This is a genomic window from Paraburkholderia tropica (genome assembly GCF_914484835.1).
GTDB lineage: Bacteria > Pseudomonadota > Gammaproteobacteria > Burkholderiales > Burkholderiaceae > Paraburkholderia > Paraburkholderia tropica_A.
Window position 1 is genome coordinate 420,214 of record NZ_CAJZAR010000062.1, and the last position, 16,641, is coordinate 436,854.

General features: G+C 60.3%; 16 protein-coding genes. 13 read left to right on the forward strand and 3 right to left on the reverse strand.

The window, feature by feature from the left end; all coding sequences use genetic code 11:
- The first annotated feature begins 20 nt into the window (after positions 1-20).
- Entirely contained in the window at positions 21-779 is a 759-nt protein-coding gene (locus LDO54_RS22935) for a GntR family transcriptional regulator (protein WP_224012951.1), read from the forward strand.
- A 67-nt stretch (positions 780-846) separates the two neighbouring features.
- Here the strand turns inward: LDO54_RS22935 and LDO54_RS22940 are convergent, their stop codons facing one another.
- On the reverse strand, positions 847-1,053 hold the full coding sequence (locus LDO54_RS22940; RefSeq protein WP_224012952.1) for a tautomerase family protein: 207 nt from the start codon (positions 1,051-1,053) through the stop codon (positions 847-849).
- Between the two features lie 33 nt (positions 1,054-1,086).
- Entirely contained in the window at positions 1,087-1,848 is a 762-nt protein-coding gene (locus tag LDO54_RS22945; RefSeq protein WP_253074414.1) for an SDR family NAD(P)-dependent oxidoreductase, read from the reverse strand.
- Positions 1,849-2,309: 461 nt separating this feature from the next.
- Here LDO54_RS22945 and LDO54_RS22950 point away from each other — a divergent pair, with 461 nt between their 5' ends.
- The 12 genes from LDO54_RS22950 (at position 2,310) to LDO54_RS23005 (ending at position 15,709) form a co-directional block, all read left to right on the forward strand.
- A complete protein-coding gene (locus LDO54_RS22950; RefSeq protein WP_224012954.1) occupies positions 2,310-4,391 on the forward strand; it encodes a hydantoinase/oxoprolinase family protein in 2,082 nt (693 codons plus the stop codon).
- A gap of 16 nt (positions 4,392-4,407) precedes the next feature.
- A complete protein-coding gene (locus tag LDO54_RS22955; RefSeq protein ID WP_224012955.1) occupies positions 4,408-6,135 on the forward strand; it encodes a hydantoinase B/oxoprolinase family protein in 1,728 nt (575 codons plus the stop codon).
- Between the two features lie 82 nt (positions 6,136-6,217).
- Complete coding sequence (locus tag LDO54_RS22960; protein ID WP_224012956.1) at positions 6,218-6,685, forward strand: RidA family protein; 468 nt, start codon at positions 6,218-6,220, stop codon at positions 6,683-6,685.
- Between the two features lie 198 nt (positions 6,686-6,883).
- Positions 6,884-7,708, forward strand: coding sequence for a substrate-binding periplasmic protein (locus LDO54_RS22965; RefSeq protein WP_224012957.1), 825 nt, complete (start codon positions 6,884-6,886; stop codon positions 7,706-7,708).
- A gap of 256 nt (positions 7,709-7,964) precedes the next feature.
- Positions 7,965-8,666 carry an amino acid ABC transporter ATP-binding protein gene (locus LDO54_RS22970; RefSeq protein ID WP_224012958.1) on the forward strand — a complete coding sequence of 234 codons (702 nt, stop codon included), beginning with the start codon at positions 7,965-7,967 and terminating at the stop codon, positions 8,664-8,666.
- Between the two features lie 10 nt (positions 8,667-8,676).
- Positions 8,677-9,348, forward strand: coding sequence for an amino acid ABC transporter permease (locus tag LDO54_RS22975; RefSeq protein WP_224012959.1), 672 nt, complete (start codon positions 8,677-8,679; stop codon positions 9,346-9,348).
- Between the two features lie 9 nt (positions 9,349-9,357).
- Positions 9,358-10,023, forward strand: coding sequence for an amino acid ABC transporter permease (locus LDO54_RS22980; protein ID WP_224012960.1), 666 nt, complete (start codon positions 9,358-9,360; stop codon positions 10,021-10,023).
- Positions 10,024-10,062: 39 nt separating this feature from the next.
- Positions 10,063-11,079, forward strand: coding sequence for a 4-hydroxyproline epimerase (locus tag LDO54_RS22985; protein ID WP_224012961.1), 1,017 nt, complete (start codon positions 10,063-10,065; stop codon positions 11,077-11,079).
- Positions 11,076-12,365, forward strand: a complete 1,290-nt coding sequence (locus LDO54_RS22990; protein ID WP_224012962.1) for an NAD(P)/FAD-dependent oxidoreductase — start codon at positions 11,076-11,078, stop codon at positions 12,363-12,365. The genes LDO54_RS22985 and LDO54_RS22990 overlap by 4 nt, the downstream gene beginning before the upstream one ends.
- 55 nt (positions 12,366-12,420) lie before the next feature.
- Positions 12,421-13,452, forward strand: coding sequence for a proline racemase family protein (locus LDO54_RS22995; protein WP_224012963.1), 1,032 nt, complete (start codon positions 12,421-12,423; stop codon positions 13,450-13,452).
- 76 nt (positions 13,453-13,528) lie between these two features.
- The gene (locus LDO54_RS23000) at positions 13,529-14,410 is read left to right on the forward strand and encodes a shikimate dehydrogenase family protein (RefSeq protein ID WP_224012964.1); all 882 of its coding nucleotides are present in this window, start codon (positions 13,529-13,531) and stop codon (positions 14,408-14,410) included.
- A gap of 153 nt (positions 14,411-14,563) precedes the next feature.
- Entirely contained in the window at positions 14,564-15,709 is a 1,146-nt protein-coding gene (locus LDO54_RS23005) for a porin (protein ID WP_224012965.1), read from the forward strand.
- A gap of 97 nt (positions 15,710-15,806) precedes the next feature.
- Here LDO54_RS23005 and LDO54_RS23010 read toward each other — a convergent pair whose 3' ends face one another.
- Positions 15,807-16,523: an aldolase gene (locus LDO54_RS23010; RefSeq protein WP_224013002.1), complete on the reverse strand. Its 717-nt coding sequence runs from the start codon at positions 16,521-16,523 to the stop codon at positions 15,807-15,809.
- Between the last annotated feature and the right edge of the window lie 118 nt (positions 16,524-16,641).

Genomic DNA, 16,641 nt, shown 5'->3' on the forward strand with positions numbered 1-16,641 from the left:
GCAAGAATTCAGGAATTGATATGGCTAAGCCAGTAGCGGAACAGCCGTCCGGCAAAGAAACGGGCGCTGCCCGGGTGTATAAGATGCTCCGCAGCGAGATTCTCACCATGACGCTCTCCCCCGGCGAGGCGCTGGACGAAGTCAGTCTTGCGGAGCGTTTCGATTCGTCGCGCTCTCCGATCCGGGAGGCGCTCGTACGGCTTTCCGCCGATGGGCTGGTGACCACGCTCGCCAATCGCAGCACCGTTGTCACGCCGATGGAACTGGCCCGGGTGCCTGAATTTCTCGACGCACTGGATCTTCTGCAACGTGTCACGACGCGCCTGGCTGCGCTGCATCGCACGCCGGCGGATCTCGTGAAAATCCGCGAGACGTACAAGGCCTATCAGAAAGGCGTGGCGACGAGCATCAAAACGCGCGTCAGCCTGCCGATGATCGAGACGAATTACGATTTCCATATGGCGGTCGCGCGCGCCGGGCGTAACACCTATTTCGCCGATCTGTACAGTCGCCTGCTGGACGAAGGGCGCAGAATGCTCCATCTGCACCTGCAATTCAAGCTCCAGGACCCCAACATCAGTCCGCAGGAGATGGGCTCGGATCACACCGAAATTCTCGATGCGATCGAAAGAGGCGACGCCGATAAGGCTGAAGAATATGGCCATCTGCACGCCGTGCAGTTCAAGGGCCAATTTATGGAATTCATGGACCGCAACCTCACTGCGTCCGTGCCGCTGAACTACCGCGCGCCGTCGCGCGAAGCGACGACGACGCAATAACGTTTCGGGTCCAATCGACGTGACTCCCGTCTACCAGACGGAAGTCACGCTAGGCATCGCAGCGCGCCTATTTCGCCGACGCGCTGCTCTGCGCCGGCTCCGCGAGCGTGCCGCCGACCGACCACATCGAGCGTTCCACTTCCGTCATCACCAGTTGCACGTCCGAGAGCGGGCATTTAGCGATACGCGCGGTTTCGCGCGTCAATACTTCTGCAAGTTCTGCCTTCTGGGCATGCGTTCTGCCTGTGAGCATTTCCAGTCGAATGATTGGCATTACGAATTGTCCTTGAGTGTTCCGATTGTGGAGTTAGTTAGGCTGCGATGCGTATGCGAGGTAAGCCGAACGAACGAGCCATCCGCAATCGATCGGCAGCGTCGAACCGGTGATCGCTGAAGCGCCTGGCGAACACAGGAAGAAGATCGCGTCTGCCACTTCAGAAGGCTTGACGAAGCGCTTTAACGCCGACATGTCGATAATTGCCTTCGGATCGCGCTCTCCGCTGTCGATGCGATTCTGCATCGCGGGCGTGAGGGTGTAGCCAGGCGCTACCGCATTGACGCGCACGCCGCTCGGCCCCCATTCTGCCGCCATCACTTCGGTCATCATTTTCAGCCCGGCCTTGCCAACGGCGTATCCGATCTGCGCGGAAGGGCGATACGTCGTTAGCGAGCAGAGATTGACGATGGCGCCTTCGCCTTGACGGCACATTTCGCGGGCAAATGCTCGCGAAACCAGTAGCGTCCCGCGCACGTTGATGTCGTAAAGGCGGTCGATTTCCGCGACATCGACTTCGAGCAACCGCACGGCATTCTGCAAAATGCCGCCCGAATTCACCAGCGCATCGGGTACGCCAAAGCGCTCGATCACCTCGGCGGCAAAGCGGCGCACATCGTCCTCCTTCGATACGTCGACCGCCAGAAACTCGGCGGTCGCGCCGGATTGCTGCATGTCGGCCACGACGCTCGCGCCGCGATCAGCGTTCACGTCGGCCACCACGACGCGATAACCGGCGTCGCCAAACCGACGCGCAGTCGCTTCGCCGATACCGCTTGCACCGCCCGTCACCACGACCAGATTTTGCTGCTTGTTCATAAGACGCCCTCATTGTGTTGAGCGCTCCCGCGCCACCGCGGCGCAAGAGTGTTTTTGCGTACTTCCCTCTGACGAAAAGCCATCTTTTTTAGTTGTTTGTTAGTCGACCAAATGTCGACAAATGCTTGCACTAGCCAAAAAAACTGTCAAGCAAAGAGCGACTTTTGACGCGGATTTTGGTCCAGGGTTTTCCTTGGGTACACGGAAATACCATTGAAAACAAAGGACAAAATCCTTTTGTCTGGCGTTTTCTCTTTTTTTCTCGTTGACTTTGTCGTCATTTGGTCGACAATTGGTGTGCGGCGGATGTACCTGAGAACGCACTCAAGCAGCAGCCTGGCGAGGACTTGATCAACCCTCTGCCGGGAGCGATTCCTGGCACGCATCCCCTCTCGTTAGCGGTATTTGCATCGCGCAAACTCTGAACGGATGAAACTATGGCAAGCGCACGCATCGGCGTTGACATCGGCGGGACATTTACCGACCTGGTACTTCTCGACGACAACGGACAGGTGACCTTTACTAAGGTTTCCTCAACTCCGGCAGCACCAGAAGAAGCGGTCCTGACCGGGATCGACCGGATTCTCGGGCAGGCCGGACTCAAGACCTCGGATGTCGCCGAGGTGCTGCACGGTACGACCGTCGGCTCGAACACCATGCTTCAGAAGGTCGGAGCGAAGTGCGGTCTGATCACGACCAAGGGCTTTCGCGACGTGCTGGAAATCGGCCGCGTGCGTACGCCGTCGATGTTCGACCTCACCTGGGACAAGCCGGTGCCGCTCGCTGAACGGCGCTATCGTCTGGAAGTCAACGAACGCGTCAATGCGGCAGGCGAAGTCCTGGTGCCGACGCCCGTCGACGAAATCCTCAGCGCCGGTGAATTTTTTCGCTCAGAAGGTGTGGAGTCCGTAGCAATCTGTTTTCTGAATTCGTACAAGAACGCGGAGAATGAAAAAGTTGCATTGGATGCTTTCCAGAAGGCCTTTCCGGAAATCAGCGTGACGGCTTCGATTTCCGTGCTGCCGGAAATGCGCGAATACGAACGCACTTCGACCACCGTCGTGAACGCGTACGTGCTGCCCGCGCTGCGCACCTATCTGCAGCGCCTGGAATCAGGCCTCAAGCGTATTGGCGTGAACGCGCCGCTGCTGGTCAGCAATTCGAATGGCGGGCTGTCGAGCGCACGTATCGCCCAGGACACGCCGGTCTTCTTCATTTCCTCGGGCCGTTCGGCGGGCGTGGTCGGCGCGGGCCGGCTGGGCGACGCGCAGGGCAGCAAGGAAATGGTCGTGTTCGATATGGGCGGGACGACGGCCTCGGCCTCGCTCATTCACGACGGCCAACTGGCCCGCACCAACGAATACGAGTTCCGTGCCGGTATCTCCACGCCTAGCCGCTTCATCAAGGCGGGCGGCTACATGATGCGCGTGCCGACCATCGACGTTGCCGAAGTCGGTAGCGGCGCGGGTTCGATCGCGTGGATCGACGGCGGCGGTCTGCTCAGCGTCGGCCCGGTTTCCGCAGGCGCGTTCCCGGGCCCGGTGTGCTACGGCATCGGCGGCGAGCGCCCGACGGTGACTGACGCCAACGCGGTACTCGGTTTCCTGCCACCGAGCCTCGCGGGCGGCACGATGGAGCTGAAGCTGGACGCTGCGCGCAATGCGATCGATACGTTGCTTGCGAAGCCGCTCGGCATCGGCGTCGAGGAAGCGGCGGTGGGCATCCGCGAAGTGGTGAACGTCAATATGGCGCGCACCATCAAGGCGGTGACGGTCGAGCGCGGCGTCGATCCGCGTGACTTCACGCTGGTTGCGTTTGGCGGCTCGGGTCCTGTCCACGCGTGCGATCTCGCGCGCGCGCTCGACATGAAGCAGGTGATTTTCCCGGCGGCGCCGGGCGTGTTCACCGCCATGGGCATGCTGGCCGGTGCAGTGGAGCGCTATTTCGTCCGCCCCTCGCTGAATCTGCTGGACAGCCTGGATATCGACGCACTCGCCGGTACGGTCGAGCAGATGCGTGAGGACGCCCGCAAGGCGCTCGCCGAAGAAGGCTACTCCGCCGATCGTATCGAATTCGTCTTCGATCTCGACATGCGATTCCGTGGTCAGGATTACGAAATTCCTGTTCGCGTTCCGGAAACGATCGACGACAACACGCGCGAGTCGCTGCGCGAAGGCTTCATTGCAGCCTATACGGCGATGTACGGCTACGCGTCGAAAGACGCCATCGAATGCGCGAACCTGCGCCTTCTGGCACGCGGCGTCGCATCGAAGACGCTGGACTTCCGCGATATCCGCAGCGCGCAATCGACGAAGGGCGAGCAAAAGCGCGGCACGCGCCGGGTGTATTTCAATCGCGAGTCGGGTTGGGTCGATACGCCGGTGATGTCGCGCTCGTTGCTCGACAACGAGATTACGGGCCCCGTCATTCTCGAAAGCACCGACACCACCATTGTGGTGCCGCCGGGCTGGCGCGTGAGCGCGGATCGGGTTGGCTGCGTTATCGCGACGCTCGCCTGACTTCATTGGAGCTAACATGACACAACGTAAAGTCGACCCCATCACATTTGCGGTCGTAAAGAATGCGCTCGACACCATCGTCGACGACATGGCATTTGCCGTCATGCGCACCGCGCGCTCGCCGATCATTCGCGATGTGCTCGATTATTCGGTGACGATGTGCGACGCCGCGGGCCGTATTCTCGCCCAGGCGAAAACCGTTGCGCTGCACCTCGGCGCGGTGCCCGATGCCGTGGACGTGGTGATCCGCAAGTTCGCCGCGACCTGCAAGCCCGGTGACGTGATCGTGCTGAACGATCCGTACGAAGGCGGCATGCACCTGCCGGACATTTTCATGTTCAAGCCGATCTTCTTCGAAAACCGGCTTCAGGGCTTCTCGGTCGTGATCGCACACCATTGCGACGTGGGCGGGCGCGTGCCGGGTTCCAATGCGGCCGATTCGACCGAGATCTTCCAGGAAGGCCTGCGCATTCCGCCGATGAAGCTCTACAGCGAAGGCAAGCAAAACGAAACGCTCGTCGACATCATCAAGAAGAACGTGCGCCTGCCCGATCTCGTGCTGGGCGATCTGGACGCGCAACTGGCGACCTGCAATATCGGCGAACGCGAACTGCTGCGCATGATCGGCCGCTACGGCGAAGACAATCTGCGTCTCTACTTCGACGAACTGCTCGATTACGGCGAGCGTCTCACGCGCAAGGCGATCGAAGCGTGGCCGGACGGCACCTACGAATTCACTGACTACATCGACAACGACGGCTTCACGAGCGACGCGATTCCTATCAAATGCGCGATCACGGTGGCGGGTTCGAGCCTGTCGGTGGATTTCGCCGGATCGTCGCCGCAGGTCAAAGGCGCAATCAATTCGACACTTTCGTTCGTCAAGTCGGCGACGTATCTGAGCATCCGCTGCGTGCTCGACGCCGATGTGCCGAACAATGCCGGCGTGTATCGCTGCATCGACATCACCGCGCCGGAAGGGTCGATCCTGAACCCCAGAATGCCGGCTCCGGTGGCGGCGCGTGCGCTGACCGGCTACCGCGTGGTCGATACGGTCTTCGGCGCACTGGCGAAGATCGCGCCGAAGAAGGTGATGGCTGCCGGTGAGGGCGGTAATACGGTGATTGCACTGAGCGGGTACGACGCAGACGCGAGCGAGCCGTTCATTCTCGTCGACATGATCAACGGCGCGTGGGGTGGCCGCTCGAACAAGGACGGCGTGGAAGGGGTGACGAACCCGTCGCAAAACATGTCGAATCTGCCGATCGAAACGCTCGAAGCGCGCTATCCGATCCTGATGGAAGAGTACGGCTTCCGTAACGACTCGGGCGGCGCAGGGCGCTATCGCGGTGGCCTGGGACTCGTGCGCCAGTATCGTGTGCTGGCAAAGCGGGTGGTTGCGCAGATTCGCTCCGACCGCGCGGATCATGCACCGTATGGCCTGTTCGGCGGCGCAGCGGGCGCGCCTTCGCGCAACATCCTCAACCCGGCCACCACGGCCGAGGCTGCGCCTAGCAAGTTCACGATGGAGCTGGAAGAGGGCGTGGTTATCCGTCACGAACAGGCGGGCGGCGGCGGCTACGGCAATCCGCTCGAACGCGACGTCGATCTCATCGAACGCGATCTGCGCGACGGCAAGGTGACGGCGGCGTTTGCCGAGCAGCACCACGGTGTTGTCGTTACCGCAGCGGGTGCCATCGACCGCGAAGCGACAACGCAAAAACGTCAGCGCGCCGCGGCCTGAACGTAATAGCGGAATCTTCGTATGTCATGCCGTCGGCGGCTTGATAGACCGGCGCCGGCGGCAACCCGAAAAGGAAATGGAAATGGAGCAAATCGAAGGACGTCTCGCCGAATTGGGCTACACGTTGCCGGACAGCCCGGTTCCCAAGGCGAATTACGTCCCTGCGCGACAGGTCGGGAATCTGCTGTTCATCGCCGGTCAGATCCCCACTGCCAATGGCGAAGATCAATTCGTCGGCAAGGTGGGGCGCGATCTGCCGCTCGAAGACGGTCAGGCGGCCGCCAGGCTCTGTGCGCTGAACATGCTCTCGCAGGTGCGCACCGCGCTGGGCGGGAGCTTCGATCGCCTCGTTGGCTGCGTGAAGCTCAGCGGCTTCGTGAACTGCGAACCGGAGTTCGGACAGCAACCCCAGGTGATTAACGGCGCCTCCGACCTCATCGTGCAGGTGTTGGGCGAAAGCGGCAAGCATGCACGCTTCGCTGTGGGTGCGAATTCACTGCCTAGAAATGTTGCGGTGGAAATCGACGGGATTTTTGAAATCAGTTCGTAAGTTCTTCGTCGAGTGTTGTTGGTACGCCTTTGTATATTTTTAGTATTCCGATGTAAATCATCTCGGATCGTGGAAATTGCATTGACGTATGGTTGGTTTGTCTTTGGTACTGATACGGCGCTCCACAAAAATAGATTGCGAAGTTGAATCGAAAGCGTCTGATTTCACCCTTACCCTACGAGGTTAGAAATGATCCGGATGTCCAGCCTTATTCGCCGCACGCTGATGTGCGCCACCGCATTCTCGGCCTTGCTGTCGAGCGTTCCGTCCCATGCGCAGGATACGTCGACGTGGCAAAGCGTCCGACAGGCCGGCGTGCTTCGCTGCGGCATCGCGCTTTCGCCGCCCTACACCATGCGCGATATCAAGAGCGGCGAATACAGCGGCATCTTCCCGTCGCTCTGCAAGGAGTTCGGCGAAAAAGTCCTGCACGTGAAGGTCCAGTTCGTCGACACCTCGTGGGACAACATCGTCGCGGGTCTGCAGTCCGACAAGTGGGATCTGTCGCTGTCACTCAACGACACGCCGGAGCGTGAGAAGGCCATCGCTTTCTCGCGTTCGGTGGTCGATTACAACGTGACGCTCGCCTACAACAAGAATAATCCCAAGCTGCCGAAGGCGATCCACTCGATTGCCGATATCGACAAGCCGGGCGTGATCATTACGGTGATGTCCGGGACGGCGCAGGACAAGGCGATCTCCGGGCAGATCAAGCAAGCGCAGATCATGCGCCTGCCGGGTTTCGACGAGACGCGTCTCGCGCTGATGTCGAAGCGCGCCGACATGCTCGCCGACGACAACATGACCAACCGTCTGCTGGCCGCGGCGCATTCCGACTGGGCGCTGACCTTCAACCCGAATCCGCCGCTGGCGCAACAGGGCATCTGTTTCGGTGTCCGTAAGGAAACGTCCGCGGCCGATATCGCGGTGCTCAACAAGTTCATCGAGGACGAGCAGAAGTCGGGTGGTGTGAACGCCGTCGTTCAACGGTCGGTGAAGGAAACGATCGCTTCGACGAAGTAAGTGTCAGGCGCGTGCGGTGCGACAGGGCGTTCGCGCCGCACGGCCTGCTGAATGACGGTACCGGCGTCAGCCATCCGGTTCGGATCAAACCGGAGCGCCCGCCAGGCGTTCTACGGAGAAAGTTCCCATGTTGCAATCTACTATGAAGATCGTACCCACCTCCGTTCCTGCGGATGATCCTGTCGATGCGGCAAGCGCGGGTGACTTCGTCCAGCTCCATTCGGTTTGCAAATCGTACGGCGAAAATCTTGTCGTCATGGACCATATGAATCTCGACATGCGCGCGGACGACCGCCTCGTCGTGATCGGGCCGAGCGGAAGCGGAAAGAGTTCGCTGCTGCGCGTGATGATGGGCCTCGAAGGGATTCAGAGCGGATCGATCGACTTTCAGGGCAAGTCGTACATTCACGGCGCGGACTCGGGGCGCGGTAAGCGCATCGACGGCAAACTGCAGCGCCAGATCGGCATGGTGTTCCAGCACTACACGCTGTTTCCGCATCTTTCGGTACTGAGCAATCTGATCCTCGCACCGGTGAAGGTGGGCGGCGTGTCGAAGGCCGATGCAACGGAACGCGCCCGCATGTATCTTGCCAGGCTCGGTCTGGAGAGCAAGCTCAATGCGTATCCCAGCCAGCTTTCGGGCGGCCAGAAGCAGCGCGTGGCAATCGCTCGTGCGCTGATGCTGGAACCCAAGCTCATGTTGTTCGATGAAGTCACGTCCGCGCTCGACCCGGAAATGGTGGTGGAAGTGCAAAACGTGATGCTCAAGCTGGCCGAGCAGAAAATGGCGATGATTATCGTCACGCACGACATGCATTTCGCACGCGACATCGCCACGCGCGTCGTGTTCTGCGCAAGCGGAAAAGTCGTGGAGCAGGGCGCGCCCCGCGACATGTTCAAGTGTCCAAAGGAAGCGCGCACGCGCGAGTTCCTCGAGAAAGTTCTTCACCTCGATTGAGAGAGCGACCATGCACTATCACTTCGATTTCAGCTTTCTCACGGATAGCGTGCCGCCCTTGTTGCAGGGTTTGCAGGTGACCGTCGAGTTAGCGATCGCCGCTAACCTGATGGGCCTGACGCTGGGGTTCGTGCTTTGTCTGCTCGTGATGAGCCGCTGGGCAGTCGTGCGCGTGCCGGCGCAACTCTTCATTGAGTTCTTCCGTTGCACGCCAGCGCTGCTGCAAATCGTCTGGTTTTTCTATTGCATTCCGATGTTGGTGAATGTCTTTCTCGACCCGGTGTGGATGGGCGTCCTTGCTCTGGGACTCAATCTGACCGCGTTCAATGCAGAGGCCTATCGAGCCGGCGTGCAAGCCGTGCCGAAAGAACATATTGACGCCTGCGTGGCGCTGGGCCTCAAGCCCTGGCAACGCACGGTTTTCGTGATTCTTCCGCAGGCGTTGCGAAACTCCCTTCCCGTACTGATGACGAACGGCATCGGTACCTTGCAGCAGAGCGCGCTGGTGGCGATCGTCGCCGTGGCCGATCTGATGTATGTCGCCAAGACCATCGCGACGCAAGCCTATCGGCCCATCGAAACCTATTCGGTCGTGGCGCTGGTGTATTTCCTGTTGTCCTTGCCCATCGCGCGGCTGGTGCACGTGATCGAACGCCGCCAGGACCTGGCTCATCAGCGCTAAGGAGTCGACATGAATATCGATTTTTCGGTCGTACTGCCGTATTGGCTGCTTCTTCTGAAAGGGCTCGGCTTGACGCTGGGCCTGACCGGACTCTGCGCGGTGATCGGCAGCCTGCTGGGCTTCGTGGTTAGCCTGTTGAGAAGCTCCACCGTGGCATGGATCCGCATGCCCATGACGCTGTATGTGGAATTCTTCCGTGGCACGCCGCTGTTGATCCAGCTGTTCTGGGTCTTCTTCTGCTTTCCCGTGGTCTTCCAGTTGCCGATCCCGCCGTATCTGTCGGTCGTGATCGCGTTGACGCTCTATATGGGCGCCATTACCAGCGAGACGTTTCGGGCCGCCTTGAAGTCCATTTCGTCTGAACAACACGATGCCTGCATCGCGCTGAGCCTGTCGCCTCAGGCGAAGGTGCTCTATGTGATCTTTCCGCAAGCGCTGCTGCGCGCCATTCCGCCTTTGCTTTCGAATATCGTCAGCCTGTTCAAGGAAAGCGCGCTCATTTCGTCGGTTGGCGTGGCGGATCTGATGTTCGTGGGCGAAAGTATTTCCAATAGCACGGCCAAGCCGCTGGAATTCCTGACTACCGTCGGATTGATTTATTTTGCCGTCGCATTCCCGCTCACGCGTCTGGTCGGACTGGTCGAGCGACGTTTCCTGCGCCGGTTTGCCTACTAGAGCAATTCAGTACCGCAAAAAATAGTGATGAGAAATATCATGAAAAAGCATACGTTCAAGTGTATTGAAGGTCATACCGAAGGCATGCCGGTTCGCATGGTCATCGAGGGCGCACCGCAGTTGCAGGGAGCGACGATGAACGATCGGCGTCACTATTTCATCGAGCATTACGACTGGATTCGCCGCGCGTTGATGCTGGAACCGCGTGGTCATGCGCATATGTCGGGCACGCTGCTTTATCCGCCGATGAGCGATAACGCGGACTTCAGTCTGCTGTTTATCGAAACCTCGGGCTGCCTGCCGATGTGCGGTCACGCGACCATCGGTTCGATTTCGTTCGCGCTCGAATCGGGCCTGGTCACGCCGAAGCAGGAAGGGCGGGTTGTGGTCGACGTGCCCGCCGGTCAGGTGAGCGCGCGCTATGAAATGGATGGCGAGAAGGTCAAGTGGGTCCGTTTCACCAACGTGCCAAGTTTCCTGCTTCACCGTGACCTTGAAATCGAGGTCTCGCGGCTGGGTAAACTCAAGGTCGATATTGCCTACGGCGGTAACTTTTATCCGATTGTCGACGTTCAGGAAAATTATCCGGGCTGCGAGCACTTTACGCCGGATGAACTGCTGGCGATGGGGCGCGAGGTGCAACGGCGTGTCAATGAAGCGCTCGACGTGGTTCACCCGGACAATCCGAAAATCGCTGGCGTCAAACACTGCATGTGGACCGGCCGGCCGGTTGCGGCCGACTCCGACGGTCGCGCGGTCGTCATTACCGGCGACATTCTGATCGACCGCTCGCCGTGCGGAACCGGCAGCTCCGCGCGAGTGGCGCAGCGTTATGCACGCGGCCTGCTTTCGGAAGGCCAGGCATTCCGGCACGAAAGTCTGATTTGCAGCCGCTTCATTGGCCGTGTGGAAGCAGTCACGAAGCTCGAAAGCGGGTTGGACGCCGTGTTTCCGAGCATCGAAGGACGTGCGTTCATCACGGGGCGCGGCGAGCATTACGTGGACGAATCGCAGCCTTACGCACACGGCTTTACGCTGGAGGACTTCACGAAATGAACGCGATTCCTCAGGCAGCGGTTTCGCCGGTCGGCCGCGCGGTGCCGCAGGAGCACGCGGTGGTGATAGGCGGCGGCATCGTCGGGACATGCTGTGCGCTCTATCTGCAACGCAGCGGCTATGCGGTGACGCTGGTCGATCCCGCGGAGGCCGGCGACAGCACGGCGAAGTGGAGTTGCGGCCAGATTTCAGTCGGCGAGATTATTCCGCTCTCGAAGCCGGGCATCGTGAAGAAGGTGCCGGGCTGGCTGATGGATCAAACCGGGCCGCTCGCGCTGCGTCCGAGCGCCATGCCGGGGATCATCCCCTGGTTTCTGCGTTTTCTATCTTGCGCGCGGCATTCACGGATCAATGCGATCGCGGGCGAAATGGCGTCGCTCACGCAACACGTGTTTGCCGACTACGCACCGTTGCTCGAAGCCTGCGATGACAAGGCTCTGCTCGTGCAGCGGCCAATCCTGCAGGTTTTCGACAGCGCGGCCGGTGTCGAGCACGAGCGCGAGCATAACGAAACGCGCGCGGCGTTGGGCTTTGCATCGCAGGTCCTGAATGGATCGGAGATTGCCGATCTGGAGCCCGCGCTCGCGGGGCGCTTTTCGCACGGCGTGCTGCTGCCGCAGTGGCGATTCGTGAGCGACACCGAAGCGTTCATTCGCGCGCTGACCGATAGCTTCGTCGCACAGGGCGGCCGCCGCGTGCAGATCGGCGCCGATCGCATCGACGAGTCCAACGGCCGGGCGACCGGCGTCACGCTGGCGAATGGCGAACGTCTGGCGGCGGCGCATGTCGTGGTGGCAGCAGGCGTTGGATCGCGGCGCTTCTTCGGCCAGTTGGGTGTCGATGTTCCGCTGGAAGGCGTCGCTGGTTATCAGACGCTACTGGCCGATCCGGGCGTCGAATTCAGACATTCGGTCATCTATTCAGATGGCGGATTCTGCTTCACGCCGATGCGACGCGGCTTGCAGATTGGAGGCACGATCGAATTCGCCGCGCGTGGTGCGGCGCCGAACTTCAAGCGCGCCCAGATCATCGTCGACAAGGCCAAAAAGATTCTCCCGGAATTGCGCACGGAGAAGCACGAATTCGGCGTGGGTTACCGGCCGCTTTTGCCGGACACCAAACCGGTGATCGATCGTTCGAAACGCCTTGCCAACGTCACGATGGCGATCGGACATGGCCAGCTCGGGCTGACACTGGGCGCGACCACGGGACGGCTGGTGGCGGAACTCGTCGCGGGCCAGACCCTGACAACCGATTTGAGTCCGTTCAGCGCGTATCGCTTCTGAAGGCGCCGCAACGAACCGACTGGGCAGTACATCATTTTTCGAGGATGTTTCAATCATGCGTTGGAAGAAAACCCTGCAACTCGTAGGCGTGCACTGTGAAGGCGAGATCGGGAAGGTGATCACCGGCGGTGTGGTCAGCATTCCCGGCGAGACGATGCTCGACAAGATGAATTACATCAACGAGGTCGACGACAGCCTGCGTCGTCTGGTGGTGCTGGAGCCGCGTGGCTGCCTGCAAATGTCGGTGAATCTGCTGCTGCCGCCCACGCGGCCCGAAGCGCATGCGGGTTTCATCGTCTTGCAGTCGGACAAGGCGCATCCCATGTCGGGCAGCAATTCGATCTGCGTGGTCACGACGCTGCTCGAACTCGGCATGGTGCCGATGCAGGAGCCGGTGACGACGGTGGTGCTCGATACGCCCGCCGGTCTCGTGACGGCGCGTGCGACGTGTCAGGACGGCCGCTGCACGTCGGTCTCGCTCGATATGGTGCCTGCGTTTGTCGAGCAGCTCGACGTGGAGATCGACGCCGAGGAGTTCGGCAAGATCAAGGTGGACCTGTCGTTCGGCGGGGTCTATTACGCGCTCGTCGATGTGGAGCAACTGGGTATCGCAATCGCACCCGAGAACGCACGCAAGCTGGCCGATCTCGGTGTTCGCCTGCGCGCGTTGATCGATAGCCAGGTGAAGGTGCAGCATCCGCTGTATGCGTCGATCAACAAGATCGCGTATGTGATGTTCCGCAATCGCGTGGATGGTACGACGTATCAGACGTGCACGACGCTGCCGCCCGGACGTGTCGACCGCTCGCCGTGCGGCACCGGCAGCTCGGCGAATCTCGCGACCCTTGCGGCGCGCGGCCTCGTGCAGAAAGGCGCGACGTTGACGTCGCGCTCGACGATCGGCAGCGAGTTCCGCGTCGAGCATCTCGGCGACGCGGAAGTGGGCGGTCGGGCGGCGGTGCTGCCACGCATCACCGGCCGCGCCTGGATCTACAGCGTGGAGCAGATGGGCGTCGACCCTGACGACCCGCTGGCTGCGGGCTTTATGTTGAGCGATACGTGGGGCGAGGGTTCGCCCGGTGCGTGACGGTTCGATGCGCGTGTCCGGCCACGGGAAGCAGGGCCTCGCGGTCGGATTCTACGAAAGACAATATCAGGAGTGAATGGTGATTACCGGAAAAACGGGTGTGTTCTTCATGGTGGCGGATCCGATCGATCAGGTCCGTACGCCCGAGATATTTAATCAGGTATTCGAACAATTAGGTATCGACGCCGTGATGGTGCCGCTGAACGTGAAAGCGGACCATCTGACGCAGACTATCCGGTCGGTATTCGAGTCGCCTACGACCCGCGGCATGGTGCTGTCGATTCCTCACAAGACAGCCGCTGCACAACTGGTCGATCATCTGACCGCCGGCGCGCAGGTGGCCAATTCGGTGAACGCCATACGCCGCAATCAGGACGGCACGCTCGAAGGCGCACAGTTCGACGGTATCGGCTTCGTCGAGTCGATGGACCGCTATTCAATGAACTATCGCGGCAAGTCCGTGCTGCTGATCGGCGCCGGCGGAGCCGCTTCGGCCATCTGTACCGCGCTCGCGGAAGGCGGCGTTGCGTCGTTGGCGATATTCGACGTCGACTCGTCAAAGGCAGAAGCGCTCGTGCAAGCGATCGCGCAACGCTATCCGATTCGCACGGCGGTTCAGGAAAACAACGATCCTGCGGGCTTCGATGTCGTGATCAATGCGTCGCCTGTGGGGCTGAAGGATTCGGATCCGTTGCCGGTCCCCGCTGAGCGCATCGGCGCACATACGCAGGTTTGCGACATCCTGATGAAGAACCAGCCGACGCCGTTGCTGCGCGCGGCGATGGCGAAAGGCAATGCCGTTTTGCCCGGCTTCGACATGCTGATTCTTCAGTCGCCGCTATTTCTCGAATTTTTCGGCGTCAAGGAAGCCGCCGAGCAGTTGCGCAAGGACGATACGCCCGCCCGTGACCTGTTGTTTCCTCACGAGCTGCGCAGCATGGTCAAGTCCGTTGCCTGATTTTTCTTGTAGTTCGCTGTGAGCAGGGCCGCAGTGTCGAGTCCGTAGCGCCGGGTCTAATGCTACGTCATTTGAAGTGTTCCCCATCATCGCCGTCCACGAAGTTAGAGATAAAGGAAGGCATGTGTTTAACGACAAAGGTTTGGATTGCTAATGAAGAAAATTCTATTGGTGGGCTGCGTGGCGGGATTTTCCCTGCCTGCATTCGCACAAAGCTCGGTGACGCTTTATGGTCTGATCGACGAAGGGTTCGACTACACGAACAACGTCAAGGGCGGCAAGGTCTACGAACTGCAAAGCGGCTATACGCAAGGCAGCCGCTGGGGCCTCAAGGGCAACGAAGATCTCGGCGGCGGTCTCGGCGCCGTCTTCCAGATCGAGAGCGGTTTCGATGTCAATAACGGCAAGCTCGCACAGGGCGGGCTCGGTTTTGGTCGGCAGGCGTATGTCGGCCTGAATAGCAATAAATTCGGCGCTGTCACGCTCGGCCGGCAATACGATTCGGTTGTCGACTATCTGGCGCAGACGACCTCGAACGGTAGCTGGGGCGGCTATCTGTTTTCCCATCCGTACGATAACGACAATACGGATAACACCTTCCGTGTGAACAACACGATCAAGTACGCGAGCCCCAATATCGCCGGCTTGCAGTTCGGCGGAACCTATAGCTTCAGCAACGACACGAACTTCGCCAACAACCGCCAGTACAGTATCGGCGCGCAGTACACGATCGGCGGCCTGCTGCTTGCCGCGGCGTATTTGCAGGCAAATAATCCGTCGGCGACGGCGAACGGCGCGATCAACAATGGCGGCGACGAGAATTTCGTGGCGAAACGTCTGCGTATCTTCGGCGCTGGCGCGACCTATGGATTTGGCAATGCCACGGTCGCCTTTGCGTACACGAATACCTTCGTCGCGGAGCCGGTCAGCTCGGGCTACGTTGGCGCGATTACGCCAGGCGGTGGCGCGACGTTGTCGTCGCTGCGCTTCAATAACTTCGAGCTGAACGGGAAGTATCAGTTCACGCCGGCCTTCTTCGTGGGCGCAGCCTACACGTACACACGCACGGATTTCAACGCGAGTAACGGCACATCGCATCCGCAATTCCACAGCGTCGGCATCATGGCCGACTACAACCTGTCGAAACGCACGGACGTGTATTTTCAGGGCGCCTACCAGCACGCGGGCGGCGACAAGACCGGCTCGGTTCTGGACGTTGCCTATGTTCCCGGCGCGGACGGCGTCTCGTCGACCTCGAATCAAGTGGTCGGCCGAGTCGGTATCCGTCACAAGTTCTGAGCATTCCGCGTGAGTAGAAGTTCGTCGCTTGAGAAGGGCGACGTTTTGGACCCGGCATAGCCGGGTCTTTTTTTCGGTGATGGGGCTGGGAGACTGCTTAGAGTACGCGTTTGAGCGAGGCGAAGAACAATTCCGATTGCAGCCGTTCGCTTTCCATTTGCGCGGCCACGGCAGCGGCGAGACCGGCGTCGACGGGGCGCAGCGGCCTGCCGGTCGACATGGCGAGCACCTGCGATTCGCAGGCGCGCTCCAGGTAATACAAATCGTCGAAAGCATAATCGACACGCTCGCCGCAAACGACCACGCCATGATTGCTCAGGAAAACGATGTCCTTGCCATTCATGGCGTTCGCTATGCGCTCTCCCTCGGCGGCGTCGAGCGCAAGACCGTTGTAGGTGCGATCCGATGCGACGCGGCCGTGAAAGCGCATGGCGTTCTGGGAGAGCGTGGTATCGAGACCGCAGTCGTCGATGAGCGTCAAAGCCGTTGCATTCGGCATATGCGTATGGAGCACGCAGCGCTTGCCGGCGATCCGATGGATGGCAGCGTGGATGAACATCGCCGTGGGTTCGACGTCGTGCTTGCCGGCGACGCGGGTGCCTTGCGCATCCACAATGACAATGTCGTCTGCGCGAACTTCACGCCACATCAATCCTCTGGGGTTCAGCAAAAACAAGCCGTCCTCGCCGGGCAGCGCCACGCTGAAATGATTGCAAACGCCTTCTTCCAGGCCAAAATGCGCGGCCGCGCGCAAGGCAAAGGCCAGATCGTTGCGCAGTGCCGTGACCTGTTCGGACCGGTAGAGTTCACCCATTTCGATATTCGCCGCGTGAAGAAAGGGAAAAGGGTGAAGGATCGCGTGCAGGTTCACAAGTATCTCGGGATTGGGTGTTGCGAATCGGCGACGCCGCGAAGCACGCCGCCGGACACGG